Origin of the sequence: Acinetobacter modestus (assembly GCF_014636095.1) — a bacterium.
GTDB classification, from domain to species: Bacteria; Pseudomonadota; Gammaproteobacteria; order Pseudomonadales; family Moraxellaceae; genus Acinetobacter; species Acinetobacter modestus.
On record NZ_BMDV01000001.1, the window covers coordinates 225,444 to 239,283 of the forward strand.

General features: G+C 38.2%; 17 protein-coding genes. 11 read left to right on the forward strand and 6 right to left on the reverse strand.

What is annotated here, in order from left to right:
• Window positions 1–136: 136 nt before the first annotated feature.
• On the reverse strand, window positions 137–907 hold the full coding sequence (locus tag IEV17_RS01140; protein WP_004662488.1) for an SDR family NAD(P)-dependent oxidoreductase: 771 nt from the start codon (window positions 905–907) through the stop codon (window positions 137–139).
• Between the two features lie 92 nt (window positions 908–999).
• Here IEV17_RS01140 and IEV17_RS01145 point away from each other — a divergent pair, with 92 nt between their 5' ends.
• Window positions 1,000–2,097: an AraC family transcriptional regulator gene (locus IEV17_RS01145; RefSeq protein WP_004662490.1), complete on the forward strand. Its 1,098-nt coding sequence runs from the start codon at window positions 1,000–1,002 to the stop codon at window positions 2,095–2,097.
• Here IEV17_RS01145 and prmC read toward each other — a convergent pair.
• Both prmC and prfA read right to left on the reverse strand, forming a co-directional pair.
• Window positions 2,094–2,912, reverse strand: a complete 819-nt coding sequence (gene prmC / locus IEV17_RS01150; RefSeq protein ID WP_004662492.1) for a peptide chain release factor N(5)-glutamine methyltransferase — start codon at window positions 2,910–2,912, stop codon at window positions 2,094–2,096. The genes IEV17_RS01145 and prmC overlap by 4 nt on opposite strands.
• On the reverse strand, window positions 2,912–4,000 hold the full coding sequence (gene prfA, locus IEV17_RS01155; RefSeq protein WP_004662494.1) for a peptide chain release factor 1: 1,089 nt from the start codon (window positions 3,998–4,000) through the stop codon (window positions 2,912–2,914). Before prfA ends, prmC begins: the two co-directional genes overlap by 1 nt.
• A 248-nt stretch (window positions 4,001–4,248) precedes the next feature.
• On the opposite strand from prfA, the gene yiaA reads away from it, so the two are divergent.
• From yiaA to IEV17_RS01205, 10 genes are all read left to right on the forward strand, one after another.
• Window positions 4,249–4,716 carry an inner membrane protein YiaA gene (gene yiaA, locus IEV17_RS01160; RefSeq protein WP_004662496.1) on the forward strand — a complete coding sequence of 156 codons (468 nt, stop codon included), beginning with the start codon at window positions 4,249–4,251 and terminating at the stop codon, window positions 4,714–4,716.
• Window positions 4,717–4,825: 109 nt separating this feature from the next.
• Complete coding sequence (locus IEV17_RS01165; protein WP_004662499.1) at window positions 4,826–5,173, forward strand: hypothetical protein; 348 nt, start codon at window positions 4,826–4,828, stop codon at window positions 5,171–5,173.
• 393 nt (window positions 5,174–5,566) lie between these two features.
• Window positions 5,567–5,998: a YMGG-like glycine zipper-containing protein gene (locus IEV17_RS01170; RefSeq protein ID WP_004662500.1), complete on the forward strand. Its 432-nt coding sequence runs from the start codon at window positions 5,567–5,569 to the stop codon at window positions 5,996–5,998.
• Between the two features lie 136 nt (window positions 5,999–6,134).
• Window positions 6,135–7,499 (forward strand): prephenate-dependent tRNA uridine(34) hydroxylase TrhP, encoded by a 1,365-nt coding sequence (gene trhP, locus IEV17_RS01175; protein WP_004662502.1) that lies wholly within the window; start codon window positions 6,135–6,137, stop codon window positions 7,497–7,499.
• A gap of 2 nt (window positions 7,500–7,501) precedes the next feature.
• The gene (locus IEV17_RS01180) at window positions 7,502–7,756 is read left to right on the forward strand and encodes a YfhL family 4Fe-4S dicluster ferredoxin (protein ID WP_004662505.1); all 255 of its coding nucleotides are present in this window, start codon (window positions 7,502–7,504) and stop codon (window positions 7,754–7,756) included.
• 160 nt (window positions 7,757–7,916) lie between these two features.
• Window positions 7,917–8,852, forward strand: a complete 936-nt coding sequence (locus IEV17_RS01185) for an ABC transporter permease (RefSeq protein WP_004662507.1) — start codon at window positions 7,917–7,919, stop codon at window positions 8,850–8,852.
• Window positions 8,849–9,727: an ABC transporter ATP-binding protein gene (locus IEV17_RS01190; protein ID WP_171062415.1), complete on the forward strand. Its 879-nt coding sequence runs from the start codon at window positions 8,849–8,851 to the stop codon at window positions 9,725–9,727. The genes IEV17_RS01185 and IEV17_RS01190 overlap by 4 nt, the downstream gene beginning before the upstream one ends.
• A 60-nt stretch (window positions 9,728–9,787) precedes the next feature.
• Window positions 9,788–10,813, forward strand: a complete 1,026-nt coding sequence (locus IEV17_RS01195; RefSeq protein ID WP_004662511.1) for an isopenicillin N synthase family dioxygenase — start codon at window positions 9,788–9,790, stop codon at window positions 10,811–10,813.
• Window positions 10,810–11,685, forward strand: a complete 876-nt coding sequence (locus IEV17_RS01200) for a hypothetical protein (RefSeq protein ID WP_004662513.1) — start codon at window positions 10,810–10,812, stop codon at window positions 11,683–11,685. Before IEV17_RS01195 ends, IEV17_RS01200 begins: the two co-directional genes overlap by 4 nt.
• A gap of 17 nt (window positions 11,686–11,702) precedes the next feature.
• On the forward strand, window positions 11,703–12,032 hold the full coding sequence (locus IEV17_RS01205) for a DMT family transporter (protein ID WP_004662515.1): 330 nt from the start codon (window positions 11,703–11,705) through the stop codon (window positions 12,030–12,032).
• Between the two features lie 51 nt (window positions 12,033–12,083).
• On the opposite strand, the gene IEV17_RS01210 is transcribed toward IEV17_RS01205, so the two are convergent.
• From IEV17_RS01210 to IEV17_RS17320, 3 genes are all read right to left on the reverse strand, one after another.
• Window positions 12,084–13,115: an ABC transporter substrate-binding protein gene (locus tag IEV17_RS01210; RefSeq protein ID WP_004662517.1), complete on the reverse strand. Its 1,032-nt coding sequence runs from the start codon at window positions 13,113–13,115 to the stop codon at window positions 12,084–12,086.
• A gap of 97 nt (window positions 13,116–13,212) precedes the next feature.
• Window positions 13,213–13,650 (reverse strand): nickel-responsive transcriptional regulator NikR, encoded by a 438-nt coding sequence (gene nikR / locus IEV17_RS01215; RefSeq protein WP_004662519.1) that lies wholly within the window; start codon window positions 13,648–13,650, stop codon window positions 13,213–13,215.
• Window positions 13,651–13,660: 10 nt separating this feature from the next.
• Window positions 13,661–13,777: a hypothetical protein gene (locus IEV17_RS17320; protein ID WP_004662521.1), complete on the reverse strand. Its 117-nt coding sequence runs from the start codon at window positions 13,775–13,777 to the stop codon at window positions 13,661–13,663.
• Between the last annotated feature and the right edge of the window lie 63 nt (window positions 13,778–13,840).

The window sequence follows — 13,840 nt, forward strand, 5'->3', positions numbered from 1 at the left end:
GCAAAATTGCACAGAAACCAGCAGCAATACTAAAACTCAAACTTAGTTTATGAATAAACCATATAAAAACAAAAACAGTTGTAAATTTTCATTTACAACTGTTTTATAAATTAATCTATAAATGATTTAAATAAATTTATTTCGCAGCCATACGAATACCGCCATCTAAGCGGATCACTTCACCATTTAAATATGAATTTTCGGCAATATGCGCAACCAAACGACCAAATTCTTCAGGACGTCCCAAACGTGATGGATAAGGCACCATTTGCCCTAAGGCATCTTGTACATTTTGCGGTAAGCCTTTCAGCATTGGAGTTTCCATAATCCCTGGTGCAATGGTTAAAACACGAATTTGATGACGTGCTAACTCGCGCGCAATCGGAAGCGTCATCGCAACTACAGCACCTTTTGATGCTGAATAAGCCGCTTGTCCAATTTGCCCATCAAAAGCAGCAACTGAAGCGGTATTTACAATCACCCCACGATCTTCATCACCTTCAGCAACGATATTTTTACTCATTGCATCTGCTGCGAAACGCAACATGTTAAATGTACCCGTCACGTTGATATGTAATGTTTTTGAGAACATGGCTAAATCATGTACAGATTCTTTGCCTACAACTTTTGCTGAGGGTCCAATCCCTGCACAGTTGATTAGCCCATATACCGCACCATGTTTTGCAACAACATCTTTAAAGAATTGCTCTGCAGCTTGCTCATCAGTTACATCTAATTTTACAAATTCAGCTTGCGCACCTAATACCTGTACCTGCTGTTCACCCGCTTCAATATTCATATCGACTAAGGTAACCGTCGCACCTTGTTTAACGAGAACCTCTGCTGTTGCAGCCCCTAAACCAGAGCCACCACCAGTAATAACAAAATGTTTTCCTCGAATTTTCATCTAAATTTCCTCTTAAATTAAATATATAAATTTTTATAAGCGAGAGTAAAGCCAAGTTTTTTCCGATACAATTCCTAAAAGTAGCAAAAGTGATGCGACTTTTGAGCATTCAACCTATTTACTCTCCTATATTTTATTTCTATATGAGCAAAAGCACCGATCTCGATCTTAATTCTGCTAAGGATACAATTTCAATTGCTTTAATTCGTGAAGCATTGAGTGTTGCCGCAAGTCGAGGTTTAGATATTCTTCATATCGCTAATCAAGCAGGCGTTTCAGTCGAACTGCTCAGTTCAACTAAAGCCCGTGTTCCAGTGATGCAATGTGCACGATTGTGGATTGAGCTAGCAGAGCATATGAATGATGAGTTTCTAGGGATGGATTGCCACCCTATGCGCAGAGGGAGCTATAGCCTATTAGCAAAATTAGCATTCAGTGCCGAAACATTAGAACAAGCTATTCAAGAAATCTTAAAGTTTCTGAGTTTAGTGTTAGATGACATTCAAGGTGAATTGATTCAACAAGGTGCAAAAGCATACTTAATTCTGCATGATCGTGAACATCCTAAACGAATGTTTACTTATTCGACTTATTTGATGTTAGTCCATAGTTTAATGTGTTGGCTAAGTGACCAGCGCATCCCTTTTCAAAAAATGACTTTTAAATGTCATCAACCTGTCGAAATACAGGATTATCGTGTTCGTTTTTGCGAAGATATTCAATTTAATGCTGATCAAAATCTCATTGAATTTGATGCAAATTACCTCAAACACAAAATCAAAAAAGATAAACAGGCTTTAAATGACTTTCTCAGACAAACACCTTACAACCTAATCGTTCGCTTTAAAAATGAAAATTCTTTAAGCTTGCAAATCCGTCGTCAACTGCTTTTACAACCACCCTCAGAGTGGGATGAACTCAAAGAAATTGCCCAACAACTGAATATGTCAACAGCAACAATTCAACGCCGTTTAAAACAAGAAGGTGTGAGTTATCAGCAGCTTAAAAATGATATTCGCTGTGATATTGCAATTGAACGACTTAGCAAAACTAATGACTCTATCCAAAGTATTAGTGATGATCTAAGTTTTCATGATCCAAGTGCATTTCATCGTGCTTTTAAAAAATGGACAGGAGTTAGCCCAGGTGCGTATCGTGCGAAAACACTATTTAGCAAAATAGAAGTTTAAATAGTTTTTTGTCCTAGACTGACACGATCATTGCCACCATAATCCTTGATAGTCTGAATCTGCTTAAAACCTTGTTGTTCAAAAATATCTCGTACCGCTTGGCCTTGATCATAACCATGCTCAAGCACAATCCAACCATTGGGTTTAAGCCAATCTTTGCCTTGGTTAATAATGGTTTCAATATCCGCCATACCCTGCTTATCAGCAATCAAAGCACGCTCAGGTTCAGACTTGAGCTTTTGCATATGTACATCATCAGGATCAATATAGGGCGGATTGGATACAATCAAATCAAACTGTTGCTGTTCTAAAGCCTCGAACCAAGTCCCACAAGCGAACTTCACCTGCATCAACCCATGCCGAACCGCATTATCCTTAGCTACATCCAAAGTCGGCGCATAAATATCAGTTGCAGTGACTTGCCATTTAGGACGTTCACATGCAAGTGCCAAAGCAATTGCACCTGTTCCTGTGCCTAGGTCAACAATATTCGCGTCTTGATCGAGTGGCAGTTTTAACACCGTTTCAACCAAAATTTCGGTATCTGGACGTGGCACTAGAGTGTCATGGGTGACTTTTAAATCCAACGTCCAAAAAGGTTGTGAACCTGTGACATAAGCCAATGGTTCGCCCTGTTCAATACGCGCAAGCCCTTCTAAAAAAGCGTGTTCCTGTATTTCAGTCAACTCTTGCTCAAGTCTTAATTTGAGTTCTAAAGCATTGATACCTAGTAGGTGTTCAAGTAACCATGCCGCCTCTTGACGTTCATAGCTATCAATTTCACCTTTGATTTCTAAGGCTTGAGCAATATTCATTAGCCGCCATTTTCCTGTGCAAGCATCGCCAACTGATCCGCCTGATATTCACGATGTAAGCTATCGAGTAATTCAGTTAAATCACCTTCCATAATTGCATCTAACTTATATAAAGTCAGGTTAATACGGTGATCGGTCATGCGACCTTGCGGATAGTTATAGGTACGAATACGCTCAGAGCGATCACCAGAACCGACCAAGTCACGGCGCATTTCAGAAGTTGCTGCATCAGCTGCCGCACGTTTTGCATTTTCTAACCGTGAGACTAAGAGAGCCATCGCTTTGGCTTTGTTCTTATGTTGCGAACGCTCTTCTTGACATTCCACTACCACACCCGATGGAATATGGGTAATACGCACCGCAGAATCGGTTTTGTTAATATGCTGACCACCTGCACCTGATGCGCGATAGGTATCAATGCGCAGATCGGCGGGATTGATTTCAACTGTGGTATCTACATCTACTTCTGGCAGAATCGCAACGGTACACGCTGAAGTGTGTACACGACCTTGAGATTCAGTCGCAGGTACACGTTGAACACGGTGTGCACCACTCTCAAATTTCAAACGGCCATAGACGCCTTCACCATCAATACGGCAAATGATTTCTTTATAACCACCATGCTCGCCTTCATTTTCAGAAAGTACTTCAATACGCCAACTTTGTGTTTCAGCATATTTACTGTACATACGGAATAAATCACCCGAAAAGATCGCTGCTTCATCACCACCTGTTCCAGCACGAATTTCAAGGTAGGCTGCATTAGCATCATTTGGATCTTTCGGAATCATTAGAACATTTAATTGTTCTTCGAGATCAACTAGAAGCGCTTTATTTTCTTTAATTTCTTCTTCAGCCATATCTTTGAAATCGGGATCTGATTTCATTGTTTCAGCCGTTTCAATATCTTCTTCCGCTTGACGATATTTGCTCCAAACCTCAGTGATTTCTGTTAAATCATTATGTTCGCGAGACAATTTACGAAAACGTTTATTGTCCGAAATTACTTCTACATCAGCGAGCAATGCAGTCAGCTCTTCGTGACGATCACAAAGTTGATCTAGTCTTAAACGGAGTGATGCTTTCATGGGCGGAATATCTCAAAACTAAAGACTCAGTGCCAATCAAAATAATGAAGCACGAGCAAAATCAAAAAATTGCGCATAGTTTACAGATTCTAGGGCTTAAAAGACATAGAGAAACGGGCTAACTTACCCATTCGCTATCATTTCATCATAAATTGTTCAGTTTTGGTTGTGGACACTTGTTCTCGGATTTATGCCCCGATATAAATAATTAGGGACAAATAGAAAGATAAAACAACAGGATAATATGTATGAATAATTTTATTAATCGTCCAACCTCCGCATTTATTGCAGCAAGTTGGGTTGCTTTACTTGCTGGAGCGGTCGGATTCATGATCGGGCTATGGAATGCCAATATACCATTACACGAAAAAGGCTATTATTTTGTTATCTTGCTATATGGACTATTTTCGGCAGCATCTTTGCAAAAAACAGTACGTGATAAACTGGAGGATATTCCTGTGACTGCCATTTATTATGGACTGTGCTGGGCCTCTATGGCGGTGTGTATCGTATTATTATTGATCAGCCTATGGAATGCTGACATGCTGATGAGCGAAAAAGGCTTTTATATCATGTCTTTTATGATGAGTTCATTCGGTGTAGTTGCCACGCAAAAGAATATCCGTGACTTAAATTATCTACGCCTGCAAACTGAATTGAATCCACGAAGAATTAAATTAGAAGAATCGACGCAACAGAGCGAGCCTTTTGAATAAATTTTTATTGACTTTCAATGAATTAATTTATTATGAAAGACTTATACAAACATCGATTTAATTCTAGTTATACAGAGATTGTGCTGTATGACTGTAGTTAGGTAATTTTATGCCAGTTTTAGTTGGATTTATTTATGCGTTTTTCAATGTCCTTGGAATGGTGGCATATGCAGTTATGACTTTAAATCACACTTGGCTTCCAATTACTTTTCCAGAAATATTTTTTGCTTATGTACCGCTAGCTCTATTTGCAATCTACTTTCCTCTATACAAGTTAACCATTAATTTTAGATTGGCAGCCTTTTTCGGTCTAATACCCCCTTGGTTACTACTTCTTGTAATTGTTTTACCACAAGCAGAAAGCTTTGATTTCCTAACTTCCTTACTATCAGCCTTTCTATTTATTTTTTTTATTGGCTTCCTAATTGAGGCAAAGCTTGGAACAATACCTAAATAGTCGCACACGCTGACCCACTAAAATGTGAGTAGCTTAACTTAACAACATCAGAAAGATATATGCAGAATCTTGAAAATCAAAAATTTGCCTAAAATGCTTCAGTGAGAATCAAGTTAGAGAGAAGATGCTTCTTATTGGCAAGATCAGTCCTAAAGTGCCCTTGAAGAACGAGTAGGCTATCAGCGTAAAGACCAACTTTTTGTTGACGAACATAGTTTTATCCACTAACCAAAACCAACCTACATTTTTCAATCTACCTTGAAACACAACAACCACAAACTCGTCACTAAAATCCAATAATTAAAGCTGTGTTCTTCACAATTCCTCTCTCAAACTTTGTTACATTTGCCTCAATTACAAAAGATGTCCTATCACTAGGAACATGGAGTCAAAATGAAAGCGAATATTTTCTTATTGAGCGCAATTTTAGCAAGCTCAACTTTAGCAACCAGCGTGTATGCTGATAATGCAACACGTGTTGCAGCAACTTCTGCTTTAGGTAGTGTTGTTGGTACAGCAATTGGTAAAGAAATTGGTGGTAATAATGGTGCGATGATTGGTTCTGCTGTCGGTGGTGCTGGTGGCGCGGCGGCCGCAAGTAGCAAACGTACTCGTACTGAAGCTGCGATTGGCGGTGGTCTAGGTGGTGTTGGTGGCTACACTGTTGGTAAAAATGTAGGTGGAACCACTGGTGGATATATTGGAGCGGCTGCTGGTGCAGCGGGCGGTGCAGCATTAGGTCGTCAAGTTGGTCAAGATCGTGATTATGACAATCGCCAAGATAACAAACGTCATTGGAAAAAGAAAAAGCATCGTCATCATTGATCATTCTAAAAAAGCACCTTAGGGTGCTTTTTTTATGTGAGAGAAAAACAGCTATAATTCCGAGCAAAATGCTAGGTTGAATCTGAGCGATTATATTTTTAAAATAATTCCTTATTTTTTATATGCCTTTTGCATCATGATTACTGAATTACTCTCTCCTGCTGGTTCACTTAAAAATATGCGTTATGCTTTTGCTTATGGAGCAGATGCAGTTTATGCAGGACAACCACGTTACAGTCTCCGTGTTCGTAATAATGAATTTGATCATGAAAATTTAAAAATCGGAATTGATGAAGCACATGCATTAGGCAAAAAATTCTATGTCGTTGCCAATATTCAGCCACATAACAGCAAACTTAAAAATTTTATTCGTGACATCGAGCCAATTATTGCGATGCAACCTGATGCATTAATTATGTCGGATCCTGGCTTAATTATGATGGTTCGCGAACATTTTCCTGACATGCCTATCCACCTTTCGGTACAAGCCAATGCGATTAATTGGGCAACTGTAAAATTCTGGAAAGACTATGGTTTAAGCCGAGTCATTCTTTCTCGTGAACTGGCATTAGAAGAAATTGAAGAAATACAGAAAAATGTACCAGAAATTGAACTTGAAGTTTTTGTACACGGCGCACTATGCATGGCATATTCAGGTCGATGCCTACTTTCTGGATATATGAATAAACGTGATGCTAATCAAGGTGCATGTACCAACGCTTGTCGTTGGGAATATAAAATTCACGAAGCACAAGAAGATGCCAATGGTGACGTGATTCCTGTTCAGCAGATAGAACAATCAAAACAATGCTGTTCCAATAAAGTTCAAGATGACCTAGTTCAAAGTGTTTTAGTACAACGTAATGATGAAGAAATGTTTGCGGCTGAAGAAGATGAACATGGTACTTATTTCATGAACTCGAAGGACTTACGTGCCATTCAACATGTTGATCGTTTGACTCATATGGAAATTGCTTCACTTAAAATTGAAGGACGAACAAAATCCTATTTTTACTGTGCTCGAACAGCTCAAATTTATCGTAAAGCAATTGATGATGCGTTATCAGGTCAACCATTTGACTCAAGTCTAATGGATCAACTTGAAGGTCTGGCCAATCGTGGTTATACAGAAGGATTTTTACGTCGCCATGTGCATAGCGATTACCAAAATTATGAGGATGGTTCATCACATTTCGACTATCAACAGTTTTGTGGTGAGATAATTGAGCGCAATGGCGACTATGTTCAAGTCGAAGTTAAAAATCGGTTTTTAGTTGGTGATACACTTGAGCTCATGACTCCCAAAGGTAATCTTGTCTTCACTTTAACTGAAATGCATGATTTAAAAGGTCATCCAATCGACAATGCAAAAGGTTCTGGACATATTGTGAAAATCCCACTTTCAGCAGATATCGATATTGCTTATGCCTTATTAATCCGTCATCTTCCACACGCCAAAACACAGTTAAAAACTGATGCACTTGCATATTCGGCAGACTAAATATGGCGCTATTGATTACTACAGCATGTATCAACTGTGATATGTGCTTGCCAGAATGCCCGAATCAAGCGATTTATGAAGGTGCAAAAATCTACGAAATTGACTCACAACGTTGCACTGAATGTGTCGGTTTCTATGAAGCACCCACATGTATTGCAGTTTGTCCTATTGATTGTATTAAACCTGATCCTTTACACATAGAGAGCAAGGATCAACTGCAAATTAAATTTAATAGCTTAAATTTATTAGGTAATTAGAGGCTTACACAATATAAGTGAATAACTCAATCGCATATCAATCATCGATTATCATCTCTAAAAAGAAAGCAATATTTACGGACTTAGGCAAAACACTGGCATCAAACTTGCTTTTTAGTATTACGTTTTTAACAATTAGTATTACTACAGGTGTTTGCCTATGCACCATTCATCCGCGTCAAATAAGAACAAGCTTTTTTTAAGTTTAGGATCTTTTTTAATTCCTTTACTGATTTGGAGCTGTGTCAGTTATTTACCTTTTATTTGGCATCCTCAAGTTCAAATCACAAATTCAGGTGATGCGTCCTATTTACAAGTGGGAACTCGCTTAGCAAAAGATGCTTATTATGCTGAAGCGCAAAATATCGTTGATCAAGGGAAAAGTCCTCCTACAGGCATCTTAGTCAATCCGATCTATTTACCTGCACCACATGAAGTCGCAAAAGCACTGTTTACTTCATTCATGACGCCACCACAGCAGGCCGACTCTCCGTGGTTACATCAAAGCCTATGGCATAGTATTAAGATTGTATTTACGGCTTTCTTTATATCGTCTTTGCTGGGTGTACCGCTTGGAATTTTATGTGGTTTTTCAAAAACCATCTCAAGTTTAACAGAGCCTTTTGTCGAGTTCTTCCGTTATTTACCCGCACCTGCCTTTGGTGCATTGGCCGTTGCTATATTAGGTATCAATGATGCACCTAAAATTGCCATTATCGTAATTGGTACTTTGTTCCAACAAATCTTGATTATCGCAAATACAACGCGAATGGTAGACCGAGGTCTTATAGAAGCGGGTTATACATTAGGTACCAATAAGATTAAAAGCTTATTCCATGTCGTTATCCCCGCAGCACTTCCTGATATTTATCGAGATCAGCGTGTTCTACTTGGGTGGGCTTGGACTTATTTAATTGTATCGGAATTAATTGGTGCAACCTCAGGAATTACATGGTTTATCACTCAACAAGCTCGCTATCAAAACTTTGATAATGTCTATGCAGCAATTCTTATCATTGGTGTTATTGGCATCGTTTGTGATTTGATTTTAATGAAACTCGGCGCACGTCTATTTAAGTGGAAAAAAGGAGTATGAATATGGATGAAATTTTTGATTCAAAAAGTTACTTCGACACTATTTATGCTCGACCTATCATACTTGAAACCAAAAATTTAAGCCAAATTTTTCAGCATGGAAAAACTGAACGTATGGTTTTAAATAACATTAATTTAAGTATTCACAAACGTGAGTTTATTTGTGTCATCGGTCCTTCAGGTTGTGGTAAATCAACTTTAAGTCGTGTCGTGGCAGGTTTGGATGATTTTCACAGTGGTGAAGTACTGGTTGAAGGACAAAAAATTCAAGGGCCAAGTTCCGAACGCGGTATGGTGTTTCAAGGTTATACCCTTTTCCCATGGAAAACCGTTAAAGAAAATGTGATGTTTGGCCCATTGATGAAAGGTGTGAGTCCGACTCGAGCTGAAGAAATGGCGCGTGAATGGATTAATATTATTGGTTTAGAAAAATATGAAAATCAGTTTCCGCATGAGCTATCTGGGGGTATGAAGCAACGTGTGGCAATTGCCAGAGCTTTGGTCAATGAACCGAAAATTTTATTAATGGATGAACCTTTCGGTGCTCTAGACCCTTATACCCGACAAAAAATGCAAAAGCATCTGATGGATTTATGGCAAAACATCGACATCACGATTATGTTTGTCACACACGATATGGATGAAGCCATTTTATTGGCAGATCGTATTGTGGCTTTAAAAGCAAATCCAGGTGAAATCAAAGAAATTATTGAAGTGAATTTACCACGCCCACGATCATTAGATTTAATTCACTCCCCTGAATTTAAACAATTACGTCAGCAAGTAGATCAACTCGTCCATGCGCAGGAAGAAGACATTGACCCTGCTTTAGAGGATCTGCCTAAAATTCCGCTTATGACCAAAATCAGTACATAGAAATAAAAATAGCAATTGGGACGACCCAACTTGCTTCATTTATTGCTGGACGACCAGCCTATGGTGAACCTTATGAGCCAATCTCATGATGCTTATGCGCTGCCACTGATTGATATTTCACTGCTTGCAAGTGATCGCTTACAAGATCGAATCAAAGTTGTCACAGCGCTTGATCAAGCCTGTAAAGATATTGGTTTCTTATATATTCGAGGAGATCAATTTCAACCTGAATTATTCCACCAATTGAAACAGATCGCGCAAAGTTATTTTGCTCAAGATGAAGCGACCAAAATGCGCCACTATATTGGCCTTTCTGAAAATCATAGTGGCTATGTTCCTATCGGTGAAGAACAATTCAAGGTAAATGTTTACGATTTAAAAGAATCCTATGATGTGAATTATGATTATTCAGATACATCTTATAGAAGACCATTATTAGGCCCTACCTTATGGCCTGACCATCCTCAATTTAAAGCTGTCGTTTTAAATTATTATCAGCATATTCGAGCAATAGGTCAGCAATTATTTAAGGCTTTCGCTTTAGCCTTAGAGCGAGATGAAGACTTTTTTGAACAACATACACAACATGCGCCAAGCCAATTAAGACTGATTCATTATCCCTACAATCCAGCAGCAGAAGATCAATTTGGAATAGGCGCACACACAGATTATGAATGCTTCACCCTGCTCTTCCCGACCGCTGAAGGACTGCAAGTTCTCAATAAACAAGGAGAATGGATTGATATACCATTGATAGAAAATACCATGGTGATGAATATCGGTGACATGATGGAGATTTTGTCGAATGGCCGTTATTTAGCAACAAAACATCGGGTTAAACGAGTTCAACAAGAACGTTACTCTTTTCCTTTATTCTTCTCATGTGATTACGACTATATCATTCAGCCAGTCATAGAGAATGAAGCACCTCAGTACTCCGCCATGAAAGGTGGTGAACATTTGTTTAATCAAACTGCTCAAACATTCATGTATCTGAAAAAAAGAATCGAAACAGGTGAACTTGTTTTAGAAAATGCTCGTCCACTCTACTCCTTCGGTATCCAAGAAAAAGGAGAAACACAATGAATCTAGAGCAACTTTTAGAACAATTACAACCCACTACTTTAAGCGATATAGAATTACCTCAATACTTAATGGGAAGTTTTAGACGAAAAAGTATTACTTTTTTCAATGGGATGACGGATGAAAAGACCATTGTTTATTGGTTTCAATCCAAGTCTTTTAGCATCGATTTAAGACTGGTTGATGGCAACAACACTTCTATCTATCAACGTCAAGGATGGATTGGCGACACCATATGGGAGGCGAAAACTGAACTTTTGTCATGGCATATCAAACACAATTATCAAAATCATATACAGTGGCCAGAGCCAGCAAAACTTTATCAGATTGGAAATAGCATTTTAGAATTTTCGCCCTCGAATGCTTATGTCGAAGATTGGCGTCAACAAGCTAAAAAAGGTTTGTTTCTCGGACTCAGATTATTTCAAATGCAACATTTAGCAAGCCAAGAAATAATCACGATGGATGGTGGTTTAATTATTACAGATCAACATATTGCCTATGCGCAATCTCGTCTGCCACACCATCAACAACAGATCGGAAATGTAGCTTCGCTCTATGATTTGCAGAATAAAAACAGCTCCATTGAAAACTATGAAGTCTCAATTGCCTTAAATGATGCAACTATTCATTTCAGTACACAACCAGACAAAATTGATCAGCCCATTGAATTGGATGATTTTGAAATAATGGATAGCAATACCATTTCACAGCTCAAAGTGATTGATGGCGAGGAATATCGACTTTATTTCACTATTGATGTCTATCAACCACATTTTGAATTTAGTCATTCAAGTTCAACTACTTCTGCGTCGGAACAATGGTTCGATCAGGAGAAGGATCATTTGTTAAAAAATTCAATTCATGTTCTCTAACTTTAAATAGGCGATCTATGTCCTATCTCTTTTTGACGATTGCAATTATTGCTGAAGTAATTGCGACTTCAGCTTTGAAAGCTTCACAAGGTTTTAGCGTGTTGATGCCTTCTATAATTACGATATTAGGTTATGCAGTCGCATTATTTTTCTTATCACTTACACTTAAAACCATACCTGTTGGTATTGCTTATGCGATTTGGTCAGGTGCAGGTATTGTGCTAATTTCAACAATTGGTTGGATTTTCTTTAAACAACATTTGGATTTAGCCGCAATCATTGGGCTTGGGTTGATGCTGGGTGGAATTATTGTAATCAACGTTTTCTCTAACAGTACCCATATTTAAGACCTTAAAAAACCGTTCATTTTTGAACGGTTTTTGCATTTTCGAAATCTATTATTTCAGTTCATTGAGCAGCGCAGGATAGATTAAACCATCAACATCCACTTCGCTTTTATAAATACCATTACTGACGTTAAATTTATTGACATGATAAGTTGATCCATAAATTGAATCAAAACCATCTCCTTTTACAAATACCTTTTTATTGGCAGCAACATCTAATAAATGAGTACCATCAATAAATTGCTCATATTGTTTTGGATCAACACCAACGCGATTTGCTATGATTTTTACAGCATCATCATGTGTAGCAGGGTCTTGAATATATTTTACGGTTTTATCCCACACTTGGATGAGTTTCGTCCATTCATCTTTATGCATAGACAAGTGACTGGTATTGACCGCTAAAGTGTCATAAATCAAACCAGGTTTATCTTTTGAGGTATAAATAATTTTTGAACCTGCGGCAGCTTTAAGTGCTTGATTGGCCACTGGCTGCCAAACTGCAATTGCTGCTATATCTTTACTCGCAAAAACTTGAGGTAACTCATTGGTCACTGAATTTACTAATTTCACATCAGTCGATGGAATTTTTGCATCATTTAATGCTGTCGCCAATAATAAATGATCAACCAAACCCTTCTCAGTTGCGACCGATTTTCCTTTTAAATCATTGATGTTATGAATGCCCTCTTTAGCAATAATCACATCATTGCCCGCAGAATAATCGGTGACCATAATGATCATGCCTTTGGTACCACCCGATGCATTGACAAGATTATCGCCATTGGTGACTAAAACTGCATCCAGTTGATTTGCAGCAAAAGCTGAAAGCGAAGCTGAGTAATCAAACCATTTAAACTCTACATTTAAACCTGCTTCTTTTAACCAACCTTTTTCAATCGCTACTTGCCATGCCACAAAACCCGGCCAATCACTATATCCAATCGTAATCGGTATGGCTGTATTTGAGCTTTTTGTTTCAGTTGCTTTATCTGCTGTAGGTACCTTGGCAGAGTTGTCACACCCCGCCATAGACATCGCTAAAAGAATTGAAACTGATAAAGAAGATATTGCACGCTTCATTGTATAACCCCATATTTGACGTTCAGAAAAGTTTTAAATTTCTATTGATAAATCTGTGTAGCAATCAACTCATCTGGCTTCTAGCCAAATAGGTTTACTATTCGTTTTGCTGTAAAGGTGGCATTACGGCATCCATGAGTTCTAAATGCCCTTTGATCACACCTTTGAGTGCTATGAACTGTTGGCTTATTTGTTTGAGGTCATTACTTTTTCCTTGTAAAAGCATGACTTCAAGAATCTTTTGCTGATCGAGTTGAATACTTAAAGAGCTGATCACTTGTTCTAAAAACTGATGTTGCAAATCACTTAACTGAACACGAATGTTGCTTGAGTTGCGTTGATAGAGCAGCGTCAATGTGCCCACCATCACTGAATTTTCGGTGGTGTATTGATGAATGAGGTGCTTATTGATCATGTCAACAATCGCTTGAGAACGACTTTCATAATGTTCTTCAACAATTTTTTGATCTAAAGCTTCGACCGTTTTTTCAGGGACTGTAATGCTAATACGAGTTAGCTTAGGTTTTACATTCATAATCATTCTGCTATTTTTTAGGAATTTGATTTTGCTTTACATACAAACCTGCTCTCACAGAAAGCAACTCAATCAACACTTTTGTCGCAATGTGAAAATACTGAACTAGAATTTTTTTGATTTTCATGACTGCTCCAGTAATACGAAATTAAAGATTTGTAATATTAAATGCAGTATCCATGCCAGTTTT